At 54.9% G+C, this 24,972-nt stretch carries 17 protein-coding genes, 1 tRNA gene and 6 pseudogenes; 8 read left to right on the top strand and 16 right to left on the bottom strand.

Going from position 1 to position 24,972, the window contains the following annotated elements; translation table 11 throughout:
• The first annotated feature begins 99 nt into the window (after positions 1 to 99).
• A tRNA-Ser gene (locus AC6GQJ_RS04745) sits at positions 100 to 189 on the top strand.
• Positions 190 to 435: 246 nt separating this feature from the next.
• On the opposite strand, the gene AC6GQJ_RS04740 is transcribed toward AC6GQJ_RS04745, so the two are convergent.
• On the bottom strand, positions 436 to 894 hold the full coding sequence (locus AC6GQJ_RS04740) for a hypothetical protein (protein WP_500772269.1): 459 nt from the start codon (positions 892 to 894) through the stop codon (positions 436 to 438).
• Positions 895 to 958: 64 nt separating this feature from the next.
• Here AC6GQJ_RS04740 and AC6GQJ_RS04735 point away from each other — a divergent pair.
• Positions 959 to 1,280, top strand: a pseudogene (locus AC6GQJ_RS04735) (transposase); the annotation flags it as partial.
• A gap of 173 nt (positions 1,281 to 1,453) precedes the next feature.
• On the top strand, positions 1,454 to 3,976 hold the full coding sequence (locus tag AC6GQJ_RS04730) for a calcium-binding protein (protein ID WP_500772267.1): 2,523 nt from the start codon (positions 1,454 to 1,456) through the stop codon (positions 3,974 to 3,976).
• A 111-nt stretch (positions 3,977 to 4,087) separates the two neighbouring features.
• On the opposite strand, the pseudogene AC6GQJ_RS04725 reads toward AC6GQJ_RS04730, so the two are convergent.
• Positions 4,088 to 5,014 (bottom strand): annotated as a pseudogene (locus AC6GQJ_RS04725) (IS5 family transposase); the annotation flags it as partial.
• 374 nt (positions 5,015 to 5,388) lie between these two features.
• On the opposite strand from AC6GQJ_RS04725, the gene AC6GQJ_RS04720 reads away from it, so the two are divergent.
• Positions 5,389 to 6,903 carry a hypothetical protein gene (locus AC6GQJ_RS04720; RefSeq protein WP_500772265.1) on the top strand — a complete coding sequence of 505 codons (1,515 nt, stop codon included), beginning with the start codon at positions 5,389 to 5,391 and terminating at the stop codon, positions 6,901 to 6,903.
• Positions 6,904 to 6,987: 84 nt separating this feature from the next.
• Here AC6GQJ_RS04720 and AC6GQJ_RS04715 read toward each other — a convergent pair whose 3' ends face one another.
• Complete coding sequence (locus AC6GQJ_RS04715) at positions 6,988 to 7,803, bottom strand: hypothetical protein (RefSeq protein WP_500772263.1); 816 nt, start codon at positions 7,801 to 7,803, stop codon at positions 6,988 to 6,990.
• A gap of 240 nt (positions 7,804 to 8,043) precedes the next feature.
• The gene (locus AC6GQJ_RS04710; protein WP_500772261.1) at positions 8,044 to 9,105 is read right to left on the bottom strand and encodes a glycosyltransferase family 61 protein; all 1,062 of its coding nucleotides are present in this window, start codon (positions 9,103 to 9,105) and stop codon (positions 8,044 to 8,046) included.
• A 210-nt stretch (positions 9,106 to 9,315) separates the two neighbouring features.
• On the opposite strand from AC6GQJ_RS04710, the gene AC6GQJ_RS04705 reads away from it, so the two are divergent.
• A complete protein-coding gene (locus AC6GQJ_RS04705) occupies positions 9,316 to 10,530 on the top strand; it encodes a calcium-binding protein (RefSeq protein WP_500772259.1) in 1,215 nt (404 codons plus the stop codon).
• Between the two features lie 96 nt (positions 10,531 to 10,626).
• On the opposite strand, the pseudogene AC6GQJ_RS04700 reads toward AC6GQJ_RS04705, so the two are convergent.
• Positions 10,627 to 11,712, bottom strand: a pseudogene (locus AC6GQJ_RS04700) (IS3 family transposase).
• An 86-nt stretch (positions 11,713 to 11,798) separates the two neighbouring features.
• Between AC6GQJ_RS04700 and AC6GQJ_RS04695 the strand changes: the two are divergent.
• Positions 11,799 to 12,232: pseudogene (locus AC6GQJ_RS04695) on the top strand (transposase); the annotation flags it as partial.
• 75 nt (positions 12,233 to 12,307) lie between these two features.
• Here AC6GQJ_RS04695 and AC6GQJ_RS04690 read toward each other — a convergent pair.
• Positions 12,308 to 12,913: an acyl-homoserine-lactone synthase gene (locus tag AC6GQJ_RS04690; protein ID WP_500772257.1), complete on the bottom strand. Its 606-nt coding sequence runs from the start codon at positions 12,911 to 12,913 to the stop codon at positions 12,308 to 12,310.
• Positions 12,914 to 13,202: 289 nt separating this feature from the next.
• Between AC6GQJ_RS04690 and AC6GQJ_RS04685 the strand changes: the two are divergent.
• Positions 13,203 to 14,265 (top strand): annotated as a pseudogene (locus AC6GQJ_RS04685) (IS3 family transposase).
• Positions 14,266 to 15,146: 881 nt separating this feature from the next.
• Here the strand turns inward: AC6GQJ_RS04685 and AC6GQJ_RS04680 are convergent.
• The 6 genes and pseudogenes from AC6GQJ_RS04680 to AC6GQJ_RS04655 all read right to left on the bottom strand — a co-directional run.
• A pseudogene (locus tag AC6GQJ_RS04680) lies at positions 15,147 to 15,541 on the bottom strand (transposase); the annotation flags it as partial.
• A 463-nt stretch (positions 15,542 to 16,004) separates the two neighbouring features.
• Positions 16,005 to 17,192: a M20 metallopeptidase family protein gene (locus tag AC6GQJ_RS04675; protein ID WP_500772254.1), complete on the bottom strand. Its 1,188-nt coding sequence runs from the start codon at positions 17,190 to 17,192 to the stop codon at positions 16,005 to 16,007.
• Positions 17,193 to 17,270: 78 nt separating this feature from the next.
• Positions 17,271 to 18,221: a TRAP transporter substrate-binding protein gene (locus AC6GQJ_RS04670; RefSeq protein ID WP_500772252.1), complete on the bottom strand. Its 951-nt coding sequence runs from the start codon at positions 18,219 to 18,221 to the stop codon at positions 17,271 to 17,273.
• Positions 18,222 to 18,225: 4 nt separating this feature from the next.
• Entirely contained in the window at positions 18,226 to 19,056 is an 831-nt protein-coding gene (locus tag AC6GQJ_RS04665; protein WP_500772250.1) for a creatininase family protein, read from the bottom strand.
• A 17-nt stretch (positions 19,057 to 19,073) separates the two neighbouring features.
• Positions 19,074 to 20,351, bottom strand: a complete 1,278-nt coding sequence (locus tag AC6GQJ_RS04660; protein WP_500772248.1) for a TRAP transporter large permease — start codon at positions 20,349 to 20,351, stop codon at positions 19,074 to 19,076.
• A gap of 9 nt (positions 20,352 to 20,360) precedes the next feature.
• Positions 20,361 to 20,867 (bottom strand): TRAP transporter small permease, encoded by a 507-nt coding sequence (locus AC6GQJ_RS04655; protein ID WP_500772246.1) that lies wholly within the window; start codon positions 20,865 to 20,867, stop codon positions 20,361 to 20,363.
• Positions 20,868 to 20,963: 96 nt separating this feature from the next.
• On the opposite strand from AC6GQJ_RS04655, the gene AC6GQJ_RS04650 reads away from it, so the two are divergent.
• The gene (locus AC6GQJ_RS04650) at positions 20,964 to 21,881 is read left to right on the top strand and encodes a LysR family transcriptional regulator (protein WP_500772244.1); all 918 of its coding nucleotides are present in this window, start codon (positions 20,964 to 20,966) and stop codon (positions 21,879 to 21,881) included.
• A 22-nt stretch (positions 21,882 to 21,903) separates the two neighbouring features.
• Here AC6GQJ_RS04650 and AC6GQJ_RS04645 read toward each other — a convergent pair whose 3' ends face one another.
• From AC6GQJ_RS04645 to AC6GQJ_RS04630, 4 genes are read right to left on the bottom strand one after another with little or no spacing between them, the layout of a single operon-like run.
• On the bottom strand, positions 21,904 to 22,629 hold the full coding sequence (locus AC6GQJ_RS04645; RefSeq protein WP_500772242.1) for an SDR family NAD(P)-dependent oxidoreductase: 726 nt from the start codon (positions 22,627 to 22,629) through the stop codon (positions 21,904 to 21,906).
• On the bottom strand, positions 22,626 to 23,276 hold the full coding sequence (locus AC6GQJ_RS04640) for an isochorismatase family protein (protein WP_500772240.1): 651 nt from the start codon (positions 23,274 to 23,276) through the stop codon (positions 22,626 to 22,628). Before AC6GQJ_RS04640 ends, AC6GQJ_RS04645 begins: the two co-directional genes overlap by 4 nt.
• A 10-nt stretch (positions 23,277 to 23,286) precedes the next feature.
• The gene (locus tag AC6GQJ_RS04635) at positions 23,287 to 24,147 is read right to left on the bottom strand and encodes an isocitrate lyase/PEP mutase family protein (RefSeq protein ID WP_500772238.1); all 861 of its coding nucleotides are present in this window, start codon (positions 24,145 to 24,147) and stop codon (positions 23,287 to 23,289) included.
• 35 nt (positions 24,148 to 24,182) lie between these two features.
• A complete protein-coding gene (locus AC6GQJ_RS04630; protein WP_500772236.1) occupies positions 24,183 to 24,911 on the bottom strand; it encodes a maleate cis-trans isomerase family protein in 729 nt (242 codons plus the stop codon).
• Positions 24,912 to 24,972: the final 61 nt, after the last annotated feature.

The following is a 24,972-nucleotide window of genomic DNA, read 5'->3' as shown; positions in this document are numbered from 1 at the left end:
GAAAGCCATCTGAAAAGCATAGCCGTCCCATATCGGCAATTTTCCCCGTGATGCGGGGCAATTGCAGAATCAGAAAACCATGCCTAAAGCGGGCGCACCGGAGGTTTGGCAGAGTGGTCGAATGCGGCGGTCTTGAAAACCGTTGGGCGTGAGAGCGTCCCCAGGGTTCGAATCCCTGAGCCTCCGCCATTGGTACCATCTAAGTGCATGAGAAGTTTGGCAATATTGCCGTATTGGCTATTTCGTTCCCACATTTGTTCCCTCACCGCGCATTTGTTTACAGTCCGCCGTTTCTGTCATCATCAGTTTTCTTACTAGTAACCAGCTTGCGCTGATCCTCGCAGCTGATTTACCCGCGGCGTCGCAAAGTTGTCAAAATACCGGCGTGCCTAAGGTTTTGCTATGCGACTACCAGTTCCGCTACAGATTTGGCGTTTATGGCCGCATAGCCTGCCAGCATGTGACGAAAGGCGTGGAGGCCTTATTGGGAACGCCTGCGGCTTCAAGTGCTCCGCGAACAATCTTGTGCACAGGTTCGGTACTTTTCCCGTGGTCGCGTGTACAGCCGTCCGCCTCAAATCCTGAACTTGACTTGGCTGCAATTGCCGTTGCGAGAAACAATGGAACATCGGGACCGTAGCGCGCCACTTCGTCAAGTAATGTCATCCAGTCGGTAGGTGCGGTTTCAGCTTCGTCAAACTCTTTGGCAGAAAAGGTGTCGATGATCTTGCCAAAATTGGTCGCCGCCTCGCGCGGGTTTTGACCGACGGACTGTTCCTGCAAATCAACGTGTTCGATCTTGAACGATGCCAAAGCGGCTATGCGGACGCCTGTCAGGCACAGCAGGGGAAAGACGGCCTTGTCTCGCTTTTGCTGCGGCGTGGCGCTGGGCATAAGCGTAAGGGCGCCTTTGGCTTGGTTGATGCTGGGCGCTGGGCGGGGCCGCGCGGGCCTCTGCTTCATCAGCGCCCGTGCATTGGTGAGCAGTTTGCCCAAGGTGGACTGGTTGCTTGAAAATCGTGGCTATAACGCGAGTTGGTTCCAAGAAGAGTTGCAAGATAAGGGGATACGCGCCTGCATCCCTTGTCGGAAACAACGAATGCAGCCGGAGAAATACGACAAGTGTCGGTACAAGCGGCGCAACCGGATTGAGGTCATGTTGGAAGGATTGGCGGCGTGTGGCAACCCGCTACGACCGACGCTCGAAGGTCTTACTTCCAGTCATCGTCCTCGCCGCACTTGTCATTCATTGGCTATTGGTTCTGACCCTAGGAAACTAGGGCGTCTCGCATGCTTTCCAAATTTGCCGGAGTACGTTAGGCCATTGAATCGTATAAAAAAACTGGGTCAATTTACTTAAATTGAAAACAGTTGCCACACTCTTGCCAATATAAGTGCTTATAATGGCAACTGATAGGTGCCAGTTACATCGCGAGTTGTGCGGAGTGGACTGGTGTCTGGGAACAATACTGTAGCGTTTGCAATTGAAGGCCTTGGTGTTCTTAGCGAGACACTTGGCGGAGAGCACTTCGGCACGAATATGCTTTTCCACGCGGATCGTACTGACGACAGTTCAGACTTTGTAAATATCATTGGGAATTTAGGCGTAACTTCTATTCGTTATCCCGGCGGAACAATTGCTGAACAATTTTTTGATCCGTCAAACCCCAATCAAAACGTAGCCTATAACTATTTTGATGCCAGATCTGGCCGAAGCGATATTCAATCCCGCGAAGTACTCCCACTAACAGATTATCTTAGCTTTATGGATGAGATTAATGGTCAAGTTACGATCGTCTTTCCAACGTTTAGGTACTTCGATAATACTTCACGTACCTTGAGAATCAATGCCGAGGCGGAAATTTCCCAATTTGTTTCAGCGCTACTCACAGGTGGATTTGGACCACTGAGTGATGTCAATATTGAGCTTGGTAATGAGTGGTACCAAAGTAACTTTGACTGGACAGCAGTCGAGTTTGGTCAACTGCAATCCGAAATTGCTCGAATCATTGCCGAAACGTCAGAAGTCTTAGGGATGCGCGAAAGGGTAGATATCTTCGCTCAAGGTGACGCTGATTTGCAAGACAACGCAGTGCTGGCCAGTTACTTTGAAGGAACATACAGCGCTTACTTGGATGGCGTTCTAGCGCACACCTATGGTACAAATTCACAAGGGAACACATTGGGCATTGGTGGTGCGATACAGCCTCGGCTCGAAACCATGATGCAACCATGGAACAGCTTATCGGAGCCGGAACTCCTTCTGGCAATTACTGAGTGGAATGTAGGAGAAAGCGGTGAAGATAGTACGGTCATTAATGGCTTGATGCGTTCTGCACCATTACTTCGAATGTTCGCTGAATTGGTTCAGTCCGGCGTAGATGTCGCGCATATCTGGTCTTCACAAACGGCTGGTCCTGCCGGCTTGAGCGGGCGAGAGGGTACTGGGTACGATTGGTCTCCGACTGGTTATCTTTACAACATGCTGATTGATGCTGCGTTGGGAGCTAACCTTGTGGATACAGGGACTTCATTCCGCTTACGTGATGACACGAATGCGGTTGTAGGCTACACTTACACATTTTCTCAGGATGACCGCACCGATATATTCGTTTCTTCAGGGGTCGACTACGACATCAGTGTTGAATTAGGCTTGTCTAGCTTACTTGTAGGCGCAACCCATGTCTACGCTTCGGTACTCACGAGTGCGCCCGGCACCACCGGCACAGAATATCATGCCGCCGCGTCCCTTGAATTTGTCACTGGTCTTGATGAACTTCTGTCTGAAGGGTCCTCTAGCGACTTGTCATTCGATGTCGGTTCTTACGAAACCGTACAGCTCACTATCACATACGGAATAGGAATAGATTTGAAAGCCGATAAACAAGTCGGGATCTCTGACTTACTCACCGGTAGCCAACTTGGGGATACTATTGAAGCAGGGATGGGTTCAGATACGATTATGGGATTAGGCGGGCGGGACGCTCTCTTTGGTGGTTCGGGCGATGACTTCATTTTCGGTGGGCATCATCACGACACAATCTTCGGTGGACAAGGCGACGACTCAATTGAAGGTGGCAATGGGCGCGACTCCCTGCAAGGAGGTGAAGGCGATGATACAATTTACGGCGGTGACTGGAACGATAGCATCTGGGGCGGCGGCGGTTCCGACTCTCTAGTCGGAGATCTCGGAAACGATAATATTTTCGGTGATGATGGCGACGATTATCTATTTGGCGGCGTTGGGAGCGACTTACTCGATGGCGGCGCGGGTAACGACATGCTCGATGGCGGCGCAGGTCACGACGAAGTGTTTGGCGGCGCCGGAAATGACATAATTGTCGTCGATCAAGAAGACAGCTTTGTAAATGGGGGAGAAGGCGTTGACACCGTCTCATTAGGAACCATCGATACAGGAGCTACCGTTTGGACACGCGCCGGAATTATTGAATTTGGAATAAATCAGATATTTTTCGAGGATGCTGAAGTCATCGAACTTACAGAGCACGCTGATAGAATATCGCTTTCTGGAAAATTCCAGACAATTCTTTCGCTCGGCGGCAGCGACAATTTAGAGATCTGGGACACAGAAAACACAACGGTGCAGTTGGGTGATGGCAATGATACCACCTTTGCTTACGATGGTCGTGATAATCAAATATATGGCGGCAATGGCGAAGACTACTTTCTTGTCGTATCTGGATTGAATACTTTCTTTGGTGGTGCCGGCAATGATACATTTGATATTTTTAGCCCATTAGGTACCGTTGTTGGTTTTAGCCATGGAGATGGACACGACATTATTGACAACTTCGTAGTTGGGCGGGACAGGTTGCTCTTAGACAATGACCTACAAGAAAATTTCAGTTTGGAAGGCGCGCAGTACGGTTCGTTCATTCGCTTTGATGATTTCAACTCGATTTCATTGCTCGGAGTGTATAATTTAGAGGTAGATGATCTCTTTGATTTATTTTGATACCTTCTCATGCGGCGTGCGCGATTTGATATATGGTTTTATGGGGTTTTTTGACGCTGGTGTGCAAATAGAGTGAACGCCGAGGTTCCCGTTTCCCCGAGGAAGGACACATCCCACTGTCTCTGTGACGGGGGTGCCGAGTGCACTGTAGCCATTCAAGACAGCGATACGGACCCAGAATTCTGTGGCCTGACCGTTAAAACTTCGTGCCGTGAGGCGCTGCTACAGCATCTTCAAACAATGCAACTCCGTTTCGACGCGGCTCCGGCGGTGGTATTCGCTCCATCGTCGCCAAGGGTCCCGGCAGGGGTAGGTGGAGGTCAGTAGAATTCCGTTTCGCGCGCCGGTTCCGGCAGCGACGGTCTGCCAAGGCTTCGCGTTCTTGCGGGGCGGGGTCACAGCGTTGGCGCCGCAAGCTGCCATACCATAGTGAAGCCTACTGCTGTCGTAAGCAACGTCGGCGGTCGCCGAGCCGATCTCTTCGCCGATCCGGATCTGGCCAAGCAGATCGGGTAAAGCCGGTGCATCGCCAACGTGTCTCCCGGTGATCTCGACAGCTCGGGTATCAGCGTTTCCTCATTGATCCCGAGCTGAGCCTTGCGCCGGTCGTGGCGTTTTGTGCCGCTATGCTTGCGGGCGTGCTTCTCGCCTTCACCCTCCACCTTGATGCCGGTGCTGCCGATCAGTAGGTACAGCGGGCCCTTCGACCTACTTTAGGAAAGGTTGACGACTAGGGTCTTTGACGACGGGGCAGCGTGCTGAAGTCGGGCACCGTCCAGTCGGGCCCCATGAGCCGCAGCAGGCTCTCAACTAACCTGGTGTCTGCCGGAGTTCCGTGCCGAACAAAACGTCCATCTAAAGGCGCGTCTGGATAGCGACATCGCCGAAGGTATTCTGTCGGCCACGTCTGCCTGCCGACGTGGCGTCCCTGTTCATCTCGGGGTCAAACCAGATCGTAAGCGAGCCCCGTCGTTTTAGCGCTTCATTCAAGGCTGGCCAGTTCCTCGTCTTGTATATCGGTGGGGGCGGTCTGCTCATGCATCCCAGCTATCATGCTGGGTTCCAAAGATGCCTCCCCAACAGAATTTGCGCAACAGAGCCGTAAGGGAGTAAAATCAATAGGTGTCCAGTATCCGTAGGCGCATCTGTCGAGAAAGGTGGCAACTTTCTGCTGCCTTGGCAATGTTGTATGCGCTGCCCTATAAATATTGAATGTGTGATCTTGTGCGCGGGGTTGCGTTGGGTAAAGTGTTGTATGCTAGACGTATGTTTTCGTACTAAGCAGAAAGCTGTGTGTTTTGCGATACCTTCATGTTCATTTGGGGCCACATAAGACTGGCTCAACGTCTATACAAGCGTTTCTAAAGGATCACATTCCGACCGACATCCTTACGGCGAGAGACGCGCTGTATGTGACTGATCCTCTGGTGAAGCAGCTTGGGACTGCATTGCAAGCCAAAGACTGGCCCGCGGCGCGCGCGGTGGCACAGGACTTGGAGAGTTTGCTGCTTGTAACTAATGCTAGAGAGGTGTTCATCTCGAATGAAGACCTGTCAGGTGGTCTAGTTGGTCGTGGCCGCATTCGGAGGGTGTATCCACGCCTGTTTGAAAACGTAAAGCTGATCGATGACGCTTTAGGCGATGTATTTGAATGCACCTACTATTTCTTTGTTCGGGAAGAAGACGATTGGCTGAGAAGTGTGTACAATCAGAACTTGAAGCACAGAGCCTCTGCTACAGACTTCGATAGATTTGCTGATGGAATTCGCGGGAATCGTGCTTGGCCATCAGTGCTCAAAAAGGTACAAGATCATTTTGGCGACCGTTTCGTTGCCTTGCCTTACACGCGGTACACTGAAGGTTCAGTGGTTCGATGTTTCGGCGACACGGCGATGCCGCGGCTTGCCATCAATGGGGACGCCTACAGCAAGTACCAAGAAAACAAGGCGCCAGATCCGCAGACTGTACAAGTCCTAGAGGTCGTTAATAGGTCTCATGCATCCGTGTTTGCGAAACAGAGTGCGCGGAAGTACCTCACCACACCCGCCGAAAAAAACATCGGCAATGATAGTTCGAAATCCAATTCAGCGTCGGAGGACTTGCCTGAAAACAGTGAAAACACGGTGGGCTGGCCTCCACACGTCGTTCGTCCAAATGAACTTGCAGGCGAGCTATCCGCTTTATGGGACCGGAGTGAGTGTCGTGTTCCGAGTCAGGAACCGTCAAACTTGCTGCCCGATTTTGCGACAGATTTCAAACAGGCGAGCATCGATCTGACAGAAGGTGACGAAGCTTTTCCACGCGGTGATCGAAATGATATGTATCAGCAAGAAAAAATCTTGCGTCATCGCTTCCGAGGTTTACCACTAGTATGCTTCTACAATGCGTTTGCGATAAGCTATCTGCGCCGATCAACACCGCACACTAAGCATGCGAAACGCCTGTTTTTACATCTGTGGGCGAATGAATATCACGTAATGCTCGCAACGTTGCCTACCCGTTGGCTCATCTCGGTGTTACAAACATTTATGGACCATGGAACATCTGAGGCGCAGCGCCACGTTGGTACCGCGGGCTTTTTTTTCTCAAACACACTGAAGGCTTATGAAGCGGAACGTGGACTAGAAGGTCAAGTGCCGGATAACATCTACAAGAATACTGAGCCTGCTACAAGAAACGGCTTTCCCGGGCTGGACCGCTTCGCACTTGGAAACACTGATCTGATGCTTAACCTTCTGGCCCAGCTATTGGAGGCGTCAGCACGGGATGAAGTGTCAGGCCGCGTGCTACGAGAATTTTTGCTGAGAACGCGAGCCGCACACACATTGTTCTCGCGGATGGATCAGAGTCGCATCCACCACAAAGCTGACATAAAAGGTTTTGAAAATTGCTGGAGTTTCTTTGAGCAGCCCGACCGTAGAAAGTAGGCAAGTTAGCTGTCCACACGATCTGCAGTTTGTGTTCCTTTGGGGTGTAAAAGCGCGCCTGCTGGCAATGCAATAGTTCTAGATCTATTCGGAGGTCAGAACACTGTCAGGCCACATCCCTGTGATTTCGCCCCATTCGTATTTGTATTGTGAACTAAGATAGCTTTTTTGCGCAGAGCTTCCAATCGAGAAGAGTGGAAACTCTGCCGACACAGGGAAGTGTTTTAACGCATAGCGTACCCTAAGGGTTGGTATATCGACCTTGCCATTCGCGTCTGCATTGTCTTGTAGGTATTGCATAGCCTGTGACGAGAGCAATTGCGATGATTTCGTTTGCTTAAGCACATCTAGAGTACCGTTCGTCAAATGGCTCAAAAGTACTGCAGACAAATGATCAAAGTCTTCATGCCGCCAGAGTAGAAATTTTGACCGGTCAAAGTGCGACTTGATCCATGCGATGATGGTATTCCAGGAGGTGAGGTCGCTCGATAATATTTTCTCAAGGCGCGGAACATCGGGCAGCGCGCGCCGCATTGCAACTCGACAAACTTCTTCTGAAATCAGGTCACCTTTGTTGCGGATCGAAAAAAAGACAGTTGTCGCCTCATTATCGATCCATTCCGGAAGCGCGGATAGCATTTTTTGTGCATCCGGATACAGCTTTCCATCCACAGTCAATCGCCTTGCAGATCCAAGTAAAGCGCTATCGGATATGATCAAGTGCTTTAGAGGATAGCGTTCCTGATGTTTTTTCATGAGCCTTCTAAGAGCGTCGTCATTGTGGTCCGCGCAAGCTTCTTGGCTCCGGTACTCCCGGCCATCCGGCAAAATCAAACCTGTCGGTCCCCTGAGTTGATCTGGCCCCAGATAGCAGATTCCATTGCGTTGCAGCAGTCCCATCTGCGACTTCAGAGTAGACTGTAGCGATAGGGCTGAGGTAGAGAAGGCACCGAGATGAACGCTTATGCTTGCGAGATCCGAGCTAATTTTTGACATGTTCAATACTTGCAGCTACAGCCGAAGCTGTTGTCAGCTTTGACAATGTGTCCATGATTTTATCTCCCCGAAGTCAACGCAAACAAAATGCCGTGAACGTCCATTAGCCCTTCAATCCTTTCCTTAGTTGCTGCCCTAACGTTTCTAGAGCTCCCAAGTACGCGATAGCAGTGTGACGTTTTTAGAAGAATCCACATCATTCAACGGACGCTTTTTTATCTGTTGTTGCCCCAAACTGAGTGTCAAAGGTGGTATAAATGACAGCTCCGTTAACGTTTGTAAAATCTGGGCGAAGTCAACGGTACTTATGCCGCGATAGTCGGGCCGCGCTGCGCCCATTTCTCCTTCAAAACTCATGATCGCGTCTATACCAACGATTTGGGCGCGTGCGAAGTAACGCGTGGCACGCTTTATCGAACTATGCAGCTTTGGTCGCCTTTGAAGCAGTGCTACTCTCTGGGTCGAGGAGCAGACCAAATTGATTAGATGGATTGCCGAACTCTCCGCTAAAATCACGTGTGACGCCTTCCTGTATACCTTTACTTGCTCGGATATCGAATGGTTCTGCGGATGTAAGACGTCGTAACCATAAGATCTCAAGGTATTTTCGAGTTGTACTTCGTTTTTGAAACGCCCCAGATTGGCACCTACTTTGCTTCTACTCACGTAGATCCTTGAGTCCCCTGAAGGTCTGTGATCAGGAAAAAGTCTTCGACGCCACTGCAAGCCGACAGCATCGCCATAGGGTGCTCTGTTTTGATGGAAGGAGACCCCTGGGATAGCGAGGTTTCGCACAAGTGTTGGACGACCTACGACAAACGCTTCATTTGACCAACCAAATGTCTTTAAAAGGTCAGTTTGCCAAGGTTGCAGCTGTTGCGATTTTCTATTTCCTGCTAAGAAAATCAGAGGCCCCGAGCTGGTATCAGAAGGCGCATTAGGCAAATAGCCTAGGCTCTCGGTCAGAAAATGGCCGAAATGGTCAATAGCGTACCCGCCAAAGACTGCCGAGGGCACAGTTCGAACTGTTGCGCCGCCATCTGTATCCGCGGCCAAGTTCTTGAGCCGGCCAATGCTCAAAACTTGCCGATTCAACGAGGTAATACCTGTCCGTACGCCGCCGCAAATCTGTTTGCGGTTTGGGCCAAATGCGGTTGGCACAACAACACTGGTATAGCGTTGGGCTGAACTGGGAATTGTTGTCACTCTGTTGTCCTCAACGTTAATTCACCAACATCAGTACACCGCAGGATGACGTATGAAGTGCTTGAATACTGAGGCGATGTACAGACCGCTAGAGATCGTCACTACACGCTCCTCAGCGGCTTAGTAGAACAGTTACCACTATCTCAAGCATTGGTTGCGATGCGTTCTAGGTTGGATAGTCTTGTACCGTGGTGGAAATGGTGAGTCTGCATGCTGTTATCTTTGGCCTTGGTTATGGGCGGCATTTTTGCCGGTAGTTTTTTTCTGTTTGATGATGATGATGATGATGACGGGCAATCCAAGCTCGGAGACGGAGAAGCATTGGATGACAATATAGTCGGGGACGTGGATCTAAGTCTATTAAACGACGATGATTTGTCCAGTAACCCAGCGATTTCGACGGATCATTCCTCCGACCTAGGGTCGGAAAACCTCACTGATGATCATGTCGTGTTGCACGTCCCGCTCGATGAGCAGACCCCATCAGGATACACAAATGTAATCGGTCAAACTGCAACATATTTTGCAGAGGATAGTGAGCTTCAAAACATAGATCTAGGCATAGGAAACAGTCATCTAGAAGTGAGTGGAGGTCTTGCAAATGTTGTAACTGGCGAAGGTCAAGACACGGTAGATGCGTCCAGACTTACGGGAGGAGTAATTCACGCTGATTTGGGCGATATTATCTACGGTTCTGACATAGTGTCCGACTCGAATTCGTTTGCCTTACTTGCCGTAAACGCTAACGGCGCCGAATTTTATGGGGGCGATGCAAACGAATTGGCAGTAGCGACAGGTCAGCACACGACCCTACATGGCGGGGGCGGGAACGATCATTTGCTCGCTTTTGCGGGAGACGCGGAGCTTCATGGAGGCGCGGGAGACGATTGGTTGATTGGAAACGCTGCAAGTGACAATTTCGACCAACATAGCCGGGTGTTTGACATAAAGCCTCTGACCAATGAATCTTTTGACACTCTTATGGGAGGCGAAGGTGAAGACCATTTACTGCTGTCTAATGGTGACATCGGTGTAGGCGGCGAGGGCGCAGACGTTTTCGAAATTTATCATCTGGGAAATGAACACAATCCTGCGGCGCAAATACTTGATTTTTCGCCTTCAGAGGATGGGCTTATTGTTTTCCTCGAAGGGGGCGCACCCGGTGACTTTGACGACGCAAGTTACGACTTGAGTGGTCGGATTGGGTCCAATGAATTGCCTACCGGGACAAACATTCTGGTGGATGGGGAAGTCGTCGCGTTCATTGGAGGTGTCACAGAATTGCGGATAGGTATCCCTGTTATCAGCCGAACAGGTGAAAGTTTCGCGCCTTCAAGCCTTTTCAAAGATGTTGTGACGGATGATGTCGCAAGTAGCGATAGTTTCGACATTATTGTAAAAGTATTCCCATCCACTTCAAGCTGAACCGGGCGTAGCCCTCTGAGAATGTTCCGCCCATTGGGATATATTTTGGCTGAATGGGGTAATCCGCCCGTCTTTGCGAGGGCTTGGTCGTAGAAGTTACGCGGCCATCTTCAGCTTTGGTGCAATTGTAATCCCGCCGCTGTTCATGTTCGCGCGTTCAAGGTTTTAGGAGTAGAGCCACTCGGTGGCAGTCTGCTGAGTCTCTTCGATGTTTCCGAAAATGTATAAGTCCAGCAATTCGTGCCGGACGGTCCGGTTGTAGCGCTCGTCATAGGCATTCAGATTAGGCTTTCTGGGCTGGGTGTATGCCAAGGTGATGCCCCGGTTCTCGGCCCATTCCATAGGTGTGCCACTGACGTATTACGGGCCGTTGTCGACTCAAATTCTCCCGAGGGCATCGCCCCAATCGATGATCTGGTTCAGACATCTGATAATCCGTTCAGCAGGCAGTGACATGTCGACCTCAATGCCCAGTCCTGTGCGATTGAAGTCGCCCAAAACGTTTAGCAGCCGGAATTGCAGTCCATCCCTCAGCCTGGCGGCCATGAAGTCTATCGTCCAGACCTCATTCGGGGCCTCAGGCACTGCCAGTTCGTCCGGCTTTTTCGGCTTCCGGCGCTTGTGCGGCTTGATCCTAAGAGCCAGCTCCAGCTCGCGGTGATTCCGGTACACCCGCTTGAGATTCCACTTGTGCCCCTGCACGTTGCGCAGAAACTGTAAATACAGGTCAAAGCCCCAAGTTTTCCTTGCAGCCGTTAGGCCTAGGAGCAGCTCGGCGATTTGCTCGTTCTCCCCGTCCAGCTTCGGGCTGTACCGATACCGCGTCTCACTAACATCGAATACTCGGCATGCCAGCGCAATGTGCACGTCGTTCATCGCCACCGCTTTTACGGGCAACTCTCGGCATTGAGCCGGCCGGATCATTTTTTCCTTGCGCCTCTTTCGGCAGGTCGTTCTTCATGCTGACGTCAGCGTACATGCGCTTCAGGCGCCGGTTCTCCTCGGCCATCGCCTTCACTTCACTGATGAGTCTGGCGTCCATGCCGCCAGGATTCGCCCGCCACTTGTAAAGCGTGGCGCTGCTCTTCCCTTGCTCGCTCCACAGGTTGGCGGCAGGCACACCGCCCCCATCTGGCGCAGCACAACCATGATCTGGGCTTCTGTGATTCGTGTCTCCTCTATCGAAATCTCCTCGTTCATTTTGCCGAGAAAATTATATTTCCGCATCCCCTTAAGATCGGTGGGATTATCCTAAGACCAAACCTGAGCAAAAATGGGGGTATTACCGCCTGATCGGTCGCACCAAGAGCCTACTTAATCCGAAGCTGTATGCCATAAGCTACAGTCAGGGGCGTCCGAGCAACTTCTTTCTCTCTGCAGGACTAGTGAGCGATACATTGGGGCGAAGGCGCTGCTCACCAGCCCGCCGAACGTCGTTTGGTTACTCGGAGATCGCGGATATGACTCCGGTTCGTTCAGGAAAGCGTTGGAAGACAAGGGGATACGCGCCTGCCTCCCTGGCCGAAAACAACGCGAGATCCCCATCAAATATTACAAGCGCCGCTACAAACGCCGCAACCGCGTCGAGATCATGTTCGGTAGGTTCAAGGACTGGTACCGGTTAGCAACCCGCTACGATAGCTGTCCCAAGGTCTTCTACTCAGCCATTGCTCTCGCTGAAATCGCTATCTATGGGCTATAGGACGACAATTAGGCCTGTTCCTAAGTTCTGCCGCCCAACCCGATATTGAGCCCCGAGTGCATCGCTTTCCAAAAATTAAGTGTCGCATAAAGCAGAGTTTGCAAAAAATAGTTCCATCTCGATTGCAGATAATCCGCAGCTATCCAACAAACGCGCGTAGTTGTCGAAACAGTACTTCCACAGTCCTACCTCGACTTTGTTGGTTTCGCCTTGGGACCACCTCAGCACATTCGGAACGGCGCCGTTCAAGCGATACACTGGCATCATTCTCCGGTCGAAGACGCCGACAAAATAATCAATGCAAATCTCCTGCATAACCTTGCCACCAGCCGCCATTAATTTGGTCGCCGAGTATGGTCGAGCATTTGGCGACGTACAAAAGCGGGTACACTCCCAAACAAGAGGATTTTCGATGGGCATGCCGTTAAGCAGGTTCGGGAAATAGTCTTTGACCATAGTTTGGCCTGTTAGCGGGAGCAGACGCATTGATGCTTCGTGTCGGCCATGCTCGTTTGCAACAATCACATACAGTGGGTTGAGCGAATCATGTTTGCCTCGCTCGTCGTCGACCATGACGTCCCAACCGAGATGCGAGTCGAACCGCGCTCCACGGTCTTGGAACATCGAATGCGCTAAGATTGGTTCAGATGCCAACGCTTCACTATGCAGAAAATAGATCATAGTCTCCGTCCTCGTTGTTGTGTGCAAAAATTTGCAGGATGGAGGTTAAAGATCTCTTCTGCCACCGAACGGTGACTTCGGAGGCAACGCAACACATCAAAATCGGTGAACTGAGATGCTCCTAGAGTTGTAGACGCTTTGCCTGATAATTTTGGAGCCAAGAAGTGGACCTGTCTTGCTTTCGTGCCGTTGACCTGAGCCCCTAAGAATCCTCCGGATTTGTGCAGAGTCCGCCCATTAAAAGGACGGATGAATGAAGGCACGGTTCACAGACGAGTAGATCGTTGCGATGACCAAAGTACAGGAAGCTGGCGAGAAGACCGCCGATGTGTGTCGGCAGCATGGGATCAGCGCTGCGACTTTCTACAAATACAAATTGAAGTATGGCGGAATGGAGCTTTCTGATGCGAAGCGAGTACGGGCGTTAGAGGACGAGAACGGCAAGCTGAAGAAGCTGTTGGCCGAACAGATGCTCGACAACGGCATGCTCCGAGCCGTTATTTTAAAAAAAACTGTGACGCCCGCCGAGAAGCGGAAATCGGTGGCGCATTTGTTGGAGGTCCATCAGGTCGGCCAGCGACGGGCGTGCGATGCGCTGCAAGTTGTTCGGTCATCGGTGCGATACCTGACGAGCTGAGGCGATGACATTGAGTTGCGGGATGCGACCAAACGGGTATCCAGAGAACGGCGGCGGTTTGGCTAACGTAGTGTCCATGTGATGATTGCCGGGGGAAGGATTTACGGTGATCCACGAGAAGTTGAGGCGTGTTTATACCGAAGAGAAGCTTCAGGTGCGCCGTTGAGGTGTCAGAAAGCGTGCTTTGGAAACAAAGAAGCCAATGGTGCTGCCGGATTGCCTACACTAACGCTGGAGCTTAGATTTCGTGTCAAATACACTGGCAGACGGGCGCAGGTCTCGCATCTTGGCAGTCGGTGATGATTTCAGTCGTGAGAACTTTGTTTTGGTGGCTGACACGTCGCTATCTGGCCAGCGCCTTGCGTGCGAACTGAACCAGATCATCACTGAATGCGGCATGCCGAAGGCTATCGTGTCGGACAACGGCACTCAGTTCACCAGCATGGCGATCCTTGATTGGGTTCAAGAAACCGGCATTGAATGGCATTACATTGCGCCTGGAAAGCCCCAGCAGAAAGGCTTCATTGAAAGCTTCAACGGAAAACTGCGAGACGAATCCCTCATTGAAACGCTGTTTGAAACATTGGGCGATGCCCGCGACAGACTTGAAGAATGGCAGGAGGGTTACAACTGGTGCAGACCACATTCAGCATTGGGCAGCCTGAGACCGCTAAAATTTTTGCAGAGAAAGACAACGGACGAGATGGCGGCTTAGCGCTAAGGATTTAAACCCAAGGACTCCGCTTAATCCCGGAGGGAAAGTGGGGCGCAGGTCAGGGTCACCGCGACGGCACCGACTTGGCCGTCGATTATTATTGGGTAAAAAACGGACTATTCTGTCCGGTATCATCTCTGTCCTCGTTTGCACGTTTGCATAGAAAAACCGAGCGCCCTAGTATAGCGCAGTCAGTAAATTTCTGTTCGTTTGCAATCGAAGACTGCAAAAGTATGTTATGGCGAGCTGCACTTATAGCGTCATCAAGCTTACTTTCTAAATGCGCCAAACGGTGTTTCCGTGCATAGGCCTTCAAGTCCTGACAAACTTCAACAATCCAGTCGTGGTCGTGCATTTGTGAATCCCTGCTTTGGTTTAGTCTTGACCAAAACGTCTCAGGGTTAATAATCGGTAAATGTATTCTTAAACGTCCGGCATCAAGGGGGCTTTTAAGCTACCCCCCCCCCAAAAAAAATTCGGGCGCTAACGTAAGCTGCGATTCGCTGTCTGATGATCTTCACCAAGAAGGAGATCGACGAAGTCGAAACGGAGACAAAATCACCCAGAGTTCAAGGCCAAGATCTCATCGGGAGCGCTGGAGGGCGAGACGGCGGTCAGCGAGTTGGCAAATCGGTTTGGTGTACATCCGACGATGATCGACAATGGAAACGGGCTTTGCTGAAAGGTGCGTCGGGTGTTTTTTGCGCTAGCAAGCCGGAGAATGCCGGAAGTGCATGAGGAATAGGTGAAAGATCTTCACACCAAGATCGGGGAACTGGCCGTCACCAATGATTTTTAGGCCAGAACGCTCGCACCTTGGACCGAAAAGTGAGGCGCAAGATGATCGAGCCGAACCTGCCGAGCTTGTCTGTCGGCAAGCAACGCACACGGTGGCTTAGAGGTACCTGAAACCATGAACAAAAAACGAAAAATCGGACCTGCAGCACTCGCCACATGGCCCGAACCGGAAACTGCTCGCGGTGCGCGCTGATGAACGCGCACTACACTTTGCAATGTGCGCGAGGTACGCGGCCGCCCTTTTTAAGATATCGCGCTCCTCGGTCATCTTGGCCCGCTCGCTCTTTAAGCGCCGGTTCTCGGCTTCATGGTCCATGCCGGGCTTTGGAACGAACTCCGCGAACAGTTTCAACCATTTGTAAAGAGAATGGGTGCTCACGCCCAAACTTCGGGAAACCTTCCGCACCTGATACCCACGCACCGTGATCTGATTCACTGCATCGCGCTTGACCTCATCGCTGTAATTACTTGTCCCCATGTCGGCCTCTTAGCCTCGAAGTGAGGGGGCAATGCGTCTACAAAATCTAGGCTCATCTCAGAAATTAGGGGCATCTCAGTATTCTCGTTTTAATCCACATCATCCAAGGCTGGGCGCAACAGGGTTTGCAGAAACCATTCGTCCATCGAACACTGGCCTGCAACGCGCGATCGGCCTCTGAATGCCCCCGTCTCTTTCCACCTGCCCTTCGCACTCGGCGACACTCGGCCAGATCAAGGCCGTCGCAAGTTCTTGAATCGTGGCGAGTTCACCTGACTACATACGCCGCTGACAGCCTATACGCGAGCCGCGCAGGGCAAATAGTTCGCGAGCGATAGGATGGTTCCCCCCCCCAAAAAAAAGAAGGACATCGGTGGCGCCGGTAAGGCGGGCCACCGATGTCCCCAACGCGCAGTGAGTGGTGGAGGGGAGCAGCGCGTTGTCAAAGGGGCCGGGGGCGGAGTTAGCCGTCCATCAGCCGTATCATGGCAAGGCTGAGGGCGCGTACCGCGGTGGGGATGCAGGCCTCGTCCAGATTGAAATCGCTGCGGTGGAGCATGGTTTCGTGCCCCTCCAGCTTGGAGCCGATGCGCAGGTGTGCGGCGGGCTTGCGGGTTGAAAACTCGGCGAAATCCTCGCTGCCCATGGATCCTTGGGGTAGTTCGATCACGTTTCCGTCGCCGATGATCTCGCGGGTGGCATCCAGCACCGGATCAAGGATGTCGCGGTTGTTCACCACCGCCGGAACGCCGGTGAGGAATGTGGGCGTTATCTCGACCCCGAACTGACTGGCGATACCGGCGCATTGCTGTTTGATCGCCTCGCGGATCTGGTCGCGCACGCTGGGGTCCTGACTGCGCGTGGTGCCCTCTAAGGTCACGGCGTCGGGGATCTGGTTGCGGGCGGTGCCGCCTTCGATGCGACCGATGGACAGCACGGCCGCCGACAGGGGCGCGATCTGGCGGCTGACGATGGTTTGCAAGCCGCTGACAAGGGCGGCGGCGGCGACAATCGGGTCTTTGGTCAGGTGGGGGTGCGCGCCGTGGCCGGATTTGCCGCGCACTTCGATGTCGAACGGGTCGGTCGAGGCAAAGGCGGTTTGCGGGTGGAAACCGATGGTGCCAGCGGGGATCAGCGGCCAGTTGTGATAGCCCAGAATGATGTCGGGGTCGCAATGTTCGAACAGCCCGTCGGACAGCATCGCACGCGCGCCGCCAAGACCTTCTTCGGCGGGCTGGAAGATGAACATCGCCTTGCCCGGTAGCGCATCAAGCCGCGCCAGAACCCGCACCACCCCCAACAGGATCGCAGTGTGGGCGTCATGGCCGCAGGCGTGCATCTTGCCCGGCGTTTTGGAGACATAATCCGGCGTGCCGGTTTCATGGATCGGCAGCGCGTCAAAGTCGCCGCGCAGGGCGATCACAGGGCCGCTGCCATCGCCAATCGTGGCGCAAATGCCGGTCTTGCCAAAGCCGCCGCGCCACGTGACGCCGAACTTGTCCAGTTCTTCCTTGATCATCGCCGAGGTTTTGACCTCTTCGAACCCAAGCTCGGGGTTCTCGTGCATCCAGCGACGGATGCGGATCAGGTCTTCGGTGATTTCGGCGGTCACAGCATCAATCTGCGAAACGACGGTAGTGGCGTGCGACATGAGGGTCCTCGGTCAGTAAATGTCCGCCCCTCGGCGCGTGGCCGAAGGGGGAGTTGGTTTTGATACGAGCGGGCTGGCTTATTTGCTGCCGATCTCGACGATCTGTTTGTAGATGTCCTCGCCCCAGACTTTGGTGCCGAGTTCGTCGCGCACCGCTTGGGTCGCTTCGATGAACGGGGCCTTGTCCGGGAAGGTGACGGTCACGCCTGCGGCTTCCATCTCGGCAAGGATCTTCTCTTGTTCCTGTGGCAGCAGTTCCGAGATGACCTGAGTGGAGGCTTCGTTCGCGGCAACCATCAGCGCCTTGTCTTCGTCCGACAGGCTCTGCCAGAAGCTGTCAGAGATGGTCACGTAGGCGGGTTTGATGATGTAGTCGACCATCGCCACGCCTTTCTGCACCTCATAGAATTTCTGGGCATAGATCGTTTCGATCGGGTTTTCCTGACCGTCCACAATGCCGGTTTGCAGGGCGGTATAAACCTCGGCAAAGGACATGGGCGTGGGGTTCGCGCCAAGGGCGGACAGGGATTTCACATAGTAGTCCCGTTCAGGTGCGCGCAGCTTGAGGCCTTGCAGGTCGTCGATGGTGTTGATGACCTTGTTGGCGCTGATCTGGCGCGGGCTGCGCGGCATGAAGCCGAGGATGCGGACCATGCGTTCGTCAACAAGGCGGGCGTTCCATTCAAGGCCGAACTCGGTTTCCAGCACTTCCTTGTAGTCGCCGACTTCGCTCATCAGATAGGGCAGGGCGAGGTATTCGATCTCTTTCAACCCTGGATCGCCAGAGGCGAGGATCTGCGTCGAACCGAGCGCCATCTGCGAATAGACTTCCTTGGGTTTGCCAAGCTGGTCACCGGGGAAGATGGTGACAGTGTGGTCGGAATTCGCCTCGACCACTTCCTTGAACTTTTTGGCCCCTGCATAGGGTGCCTCGCCCGGTTGGGCCCAAGTGGCATAGCGGATTTCGTCGGCTTGTGCGCCCAGTGTTGTGCCCGCCAGAAGAATGGCGGCGATTGTAAGCTTTTTCATGTGTTTATTTCCCTGTTTTTTGCATGGATGGAATGGTTGGATCGCTCTGGCGGAAGTGGGCGATGAAGTCGGTGCAGAACGCCACGAGGTGCTCTGCGATCCGTTTACCCTTGTCCGAGGAAGAGCGTGCGGGATCGCCAGCCACGATCCCGTCAGGGCACCGGTCATCCACGTTGACCGGCATCCCAATTTCGATGTCCTGAAATTTCACCCCCGACAGGCCCATGACCGGCAGGCCAGCCAGTTCACCCGCAGGTTCCGGCAGTTTGGCGCGGTCTTCGTGGGTCAGTTGGGGGAAGTAGTGCATGTAGACCGAGGTGACGGGATCGCCGCCATGTGAAAAGGCCTTTTTGCCGAAACTGCCGTGGATTTCGCTCCACAAAGCGTCCGGTACGGACCGCCACAGGTTGATGCAGGGCACCAGCACGCCGTGGCGCTTGCGCACATCGCGGATCACCTGATCGACAAGGGGGTAGTTGCCGCTGTGCCCGTTCAGGATGACGATCCGCGTGTAGCCGTGGTCCAGAAAGTTGTCGAGGATGTCGCGCAAAGTGGCGCGGAACGCGTCCGCCGACAGCGCGATGCCTCCGGGAACGGTGCGGAAATACTCGGCATAGCCGAAGGGCAGTGTCGGTGCCGCCACCGCGCCAGAGGCCAGCGCGACCTCTGCCGCGACTTCGCGGGTCAGCATGAAATCCCCCATCGGCACCATCGGTCCTTGGATTTCTTGCGAGCCGAGCGGGATCATCACCACCGGTTTGTCTTCGGCTTTGGTCCAGGTGTCGAACTCCTCGAAGGTCATGTTTTCAAGAAGGTTTTTATGTGCAGATGTCATTAGGGTCTCCGTTCGGCTCATTGACCGAAAACGAGGTTAGGAAGGAAAAGGCTGATTTGCGGAAAGCAGACCAGAAGGATGACCGCGCCGAATAGCGGGATGTAGAAGGGGATCATGGCGCGCACCATTTGCAGGTGGCTGATCTTGGCGATGTCCTGCGCGATGAACAGCAGCACCCCCACAGGCGGGGTTGCACCGCCGATGATCAGCACGAACACCATAAGCACCCCGAAATGCACCGGATCGACGCCGAATTGCAGGATCACCGGCACGAGGATCGGCGTCAGCACGATTTCGGCGGACGACGCGACCATCAGCAGGCCCACACCCAGCAGCATCAGCACGATCAGGAACAGCGCGATCAGCGGATCATCAGAGATGGTCGAGATGGAACCGGCGATGGCCAGTGGCACGCCTTCACGCACCATGATCCACGAAAAGGCCGAGGCAACCGCGATGATCGACAGGATGCGCGCCGATCCGAGGGCGGTCTTGTTCACCGCGCCCATGATGTCGCGCAGCCCGACGTTCTTGTAGATAAAGCCAAGGCAGAGCGCGTAGAACACCGCCACAGCAGCGGCTTCGGTGGGCGAGAAGATGCCCAGCAGGATGCCACCCACGATGATCACGGGGAACATCAGCGCAGCCATGCCTTCTTTGACGGCGACGCGGACCTCGGGGAAGGTGGCGCGTTCGTAACGGGGCAGCTTGGCAAAGCGGGCGTAGAGGTAGGTAAAGATCATCTGCGTGGCGATGATCACCAGCCCCGGCACGATCCCTGCCAGCAGCAGACGGCCCACCGACACATTCGCAAGCGTGCCATAGATCACCAGCGACACCGAAGGCGGCACCATCGGCCCGACCATGGACGACGCCACGGTAACAGCTGCCGAGAACGGCGCGGGATAGCCTTCACGCTTCATCGCGGGGATCAGGACCGAACCAAGCGCGGTTGTATCCGCAGTGGGCGAACCGGACATGCCCGAGAAGATCAGCGAGGCAAAGATGTTCACCTGTGCCAGACCGCCATGGATGTGACCGACGCAGACCTTGGCCAGATTGATGATCCGGTCGGTCAGTTTGCAGGCATTCATCAACTCGCCTGCAAGAAAGAAGAACGGGATCGCAAGGATCAGGAAGGAGTCGACCGAAGAGGTCATGCGTTGCGACAGCAGCGCCAGATTGATGTCCGAGAAGTAGAAGTAGACCATCGAGGACGTGCCGATTGCGAACACCAGTGGCAAGCCTGCGCACAAAAGGACCAGCAACAGCAGAATGATAAGTAGTGTGAGCATGGTTTCGCCTTACATCGCGTCGTTTTCGACAGTGGTCGGATCAATCCGGCTAAGACCGGGGCGGCGGTAGAAAATGCGTGCAAGGATGCCAAGGAACATGAGCAGACAGCCCACGGTCGCGGCCAGCCGTATATGGCCGATCTTGAGGGGCAGGGCGGACATGTCCTGCATCATGTCGATCATGACCAATGTCAGGGAATGCCAGCCCAGCACTGCCAGAAACGCGAGCGACACCAAGGCGTTGAACACCCGCAGTCCGGCGCGCACCGGTGCCGGCGCGGCCTTGAAGAACACCTCGACGTTCAGGTGGCGCCCGTCATAGCAGACGACAGATGCGCCGATGAATGTGATCCACACGATGACCAGCCGGACGAACTCCTCGCTCCAGATCAAGGGCGCGTTGAATGCATAGCGCATGACGATTTGCAGAAGGGTCACTGTCACCACGGTGACAAGCATGGCCGAGACGATCCATCGCACCGGCAAGAAGAGGTCTATTGGTTCTTTTTTGGGCATATCGGATTTCCTGTTGGTGCGTTCAGAAGGACAGTCTTGCGGAATCAAGTCCAATATATGAATAGTATATATTATTCTCTTTTAAGGAATAATGAGATGAAAGGCATAGAAATCCGTCACTTGCGCTATTTCATGCGGGTCGCGCAGGAGCTTCACTTTGGCCGCGCCGCTGAAATTTTAGGCGTCAGTCAGGCGCCGCTGTCCCACCAGATTCGTCAATTGGAAGAACGCATTGGCGTGCGTCTGTTCGACCGGACGACCCGAACGGTGACGCTGACCCCCGCAGGTCGGGCGCTGTTTGCAAAATCGGGCGAGGCGCTGGTCGGGTTCGAGGCGGCGATTGATCAGGCGCGCACGGTTGGCGGGCTGAATGCGGGGTATCTGCGCATCGGGGCGATGTCATCCGCAATCTATTCGGTGCTGCCGGACGCGCTGCGGGCCTTGTCGGAACGCGCGCCCGCGCTGCGTTTCGACATGCGGTTCCACACAACCGAGGAACAGTTGCCGCTGCTTGCCGATCGCAAGATCGACGTCGCCTTTATCCGCCCGCCGCGCAGCATGAGCGGCTTGCAGACCCTTGAAGTGCACCGCGAAGGATTTGCCGTGGTGTTGCCCGCAAGCTCGCCCCTTGCGAGCCGCAAACAGTTGCGTGTGCGCGATCTAAAGGATGAAAAATTCATCGGATTCAGCGATATTCGCGGCATCGGCTATCAGGACATCGTTTTCCAGCATTGCCGCGCCGCTGGCTTTACCCCGCAGATCATCCAGCGGGTGGGGCATACCAAGGCGGTGACGGTTTTGGTGGCCGCAGGGCTGGGGATCGGCATCGTGCCCCGCTGGGTAGAGCACGAACCGATTGACGGGCTGGTCATCCGCCCGCTCGAAGAACTGCCCGAGGCGATCTCGCTGGTCGCGGCATGGCGCGTGGACGGGTTGAACCCCTTTGTCGATCTGTTTGTGCAATCGCTCAAGGCGCTGTCCCTGCCCACGGGCGGGCGCGAGGTGCAGGGATAGAGGCGTTTGGTTGGCGCAGCCCCTAGGGCATGTAGCCGCCGCCGTTGATCCACAGCACCTGTCCGGTCATGAAACTGCTGTCCGGACCCAGCAAAAAGCGGATCGGCCCTGTGACGTCGCTGGGCTGGGCGATGCGGTCCAGCGGGGTGATCGCGCGATAGGCGTCCAGATCAACAATGCTCTGGCTGCTTTCCTCGGACCGGCCGGTGCCGCCGCGCAGAAAGGCGGTGTCGACCAGACCGGGTGCGACGGCATTGACCCGCACCTTGGGTGCCAGCTCCAGCGCAAAGGTTTTGGTCATCGCAATGACAGCGGCCTTGCTGGCAGCATAAGCGCCATAGCCGGGGCGCACATTGCTGGCGAGGCCCGAGGCGACATTCACCATCGCCCCCGCAGGCGCATCGGCCAGCAAAGGTGCCGCCGCACGGCCCGCAAGGAACGCGCCGCGCAGGTTGGCTTGGATCACTTCATCGAAATAGCTGCTTTCCATATCCGCCAGCGCGGTCAGGGCGGCGTTATAGCCTGCAAGATTGACAAACCCGTCCAGCGGGCCGTCGATCTTGCCAAAGGCCGCAGCGACCGACGCCTCGTCGGTCACGTCGATGTCGATCCCCGCAATGCCGTGGCGGTCCAGCGATGCGGGCAGGTCCAGCACGGTGACAGTGTCACCATTGCCCGACAACTCGTCGGCCAGAACACGCCCGATCCCGCCTGCGCCGCCCAGCAATGCGATGTGGCGACCGCTCATTCCGCGGCGGCCCCGTCCGACAGGCTTTGCAGATAGGCGAGGATCTCGCCCTCGGACACGACGTCGGCATATTTCGCGTTCATGTCGAACAGGTTTGCCTCGTGCGGACCTTCGTGGCGATCACCACAGGCGTCCGCGACCACAACCGTTTTGAACCCGTGCGACATGGAATCCACGCAGCTTGCGCGCACACAGCCCGATGTGGTGAGGCCGGTCAGGATCACGCTGTCATGGCCCGCTGCCGTCAAGGTCGACGCCAGCGAGGTGCCAAAGAAGGCGGACGGGTATTGCTTGGTAATAATCAGCTCGTCCTCGCGCGGGACCAGCCCGTCGGCAAACTGGCTGGTACGCTCGCCTTCCATGAACGCCTTGAGGGGCAGGGCCTTTTCAAAGAACCGCCCCCCGTCCTTGCCATCCAGCCCGCGTTGATAGCGCACCTCGGTCAGGATCACCGGCACGCCCGCCGCGTGGGCGGCCTCGCGCACCCGCAAGGCCGACGCCAGCGCGTCATCAACGCCGGCAAACAGGATGTTGTCGGGGTCGTAATAGGCATGGGCAAAATCGACCATCACCAGAACCGGATTTTTGCCATAGCCGGATTTGTTGGAATACGCCTTGGCATAGTTGGCTTGAAGATCACTGGACATGGCGTGCCTTTCAGACTTGCGCGTATTTCTTTTCGAATTCCCAAACCTCGGGGAAGCCGACCAGTTCGTTGAACTTGCCGAAGTCATAGAGGTCGATGGCATCGGTCGTTTCGCCATTTGTCTTGAGGTCGGCATAGGCCTTTTGCAGCGCCGCGCCCATGGCAAGGAAGCCAAGGGCAGGGTGGATACCGATGGAGAAACCCAGTTCGGCAAGGCGTTCGGCGGACAAGAGCGGCGTGCGGCCCCCGTTGACCATATTGGCGAACAGTGGGGCGTCGATCTCGTCGCAGATACGCTTCATCTCGTCTTCGCTTTCGGGGCTTTCGACGAACACCACGTCGGCACCGGCCTTGGCGAATGCCTTGCCGCGCGCGATGGCCTCGTCAAGGCCGTGGCCCGTGCGGCTGTCGGTGCGGGCGATGATCAGGAAATCGTCGCTGCGCCGTGCATCTGCCGCCACTTCGATCTTGCGCAGCATATCATCCAGCGGGATGACACGGCGGTTCGGCGTGTGGCCGCATTTTTTGGGAAATTCCTGATCTTCCATCTGGATCGCGCTCACGCCCGCATCCTCATAGCCGCGCACAGTGTGTGCTACGTTCAGCAACCCGCCATAGCCTGTGTCCGCATCCGCGATGACAGGCGTTTTAGTGCGTTCGCAGATGGTCGCGATGCGGCCCAGCATGTCGGAATAGGTGGCAAGACCCGCATCCGGCAGACCAAGCGCCGAGGCGACGGTGCCATAGCCGGTGACATAAAGCGCCTTGAACCCTTCACGGTCGGCCAGCAGGGCCGAAATCGCCTCGAACACACCGGGGGCGAGGATGAATTCGCCGTTCTTGATGGCTTGGCGCAAACTTGGATCGGGCATGGGATAGTCCTTTCAGATGTGGTGTTAAGCCGCTTTCAGGCGGCAAAGAGTTGACCGCCGCCATGAACGGTGTCTGTCACGCCACAGGCGCGCAGCATCGCCCACAGCGTGGCGGTGTTGGAAGAGATGACCGGCACGCCAAGCTCGGCTTCAAGCTCGGCGATCAGGGGCAGCGTTGGAAAATCGGTGCAGGCCAGCAGCAGCGCGTCGCTGGCGGGATCGAAGGTCGCAAGCGCGTGGGCGCGCACATCGGCAAGCGACGTCTGGGCGATGCGCACATATTCATGCGGGCCACCCGCGCCAATACCAAGGCCTGCGATGGCAAGCGTGTCGATACCGTGGGCGGCAAGGAAGGCGACCTCGTGATCGTTCAGCGCGTCGGCATAAGGGGTCGCCACCGAAATCCGCGTGGCCCCGACAGCGCGCAGCGCAAGGATGAGGGCGTGCGATGTGGTCAAAACCTTCTGGCCCGAGTGCTCTGACGCGGTGTCGGGCATCTGGGACGAGGGGGTGGTCATTGACCCAGCGGTGCAAGCGTATGCAATGGCATCCGGATTAACCTGCCCCAGCAATGCGATCGCGCCGAGCAAGTCGGGCATCATCGAGGCATCACCGGCGGCGTGCAGCTTCATCCGGTGGCTGTGAAAAGTCACGCCCTCGGGCATCATCTGCTGCCATTCGGCCTCGTTCACGCTGTTCGTCGGCGGCACGATCAGTCCAAGGCGCGCGCGGTGCGAATAGCTGGAGGCAGGACGGGAGTTCATGGATTTTTCCTTGTTTGGCCGAGGGATGGCAGGTCGAAAAATATTTGTCCATACCAATTTT

The organism is Tateyamaria sp. 7Alg 36 (genome assembly GCF_059882455.1).
Note: the sequence above shows the minus strand (reverse complement) of the source record. Positions and strands in the feature narration are given on the sequence as shown.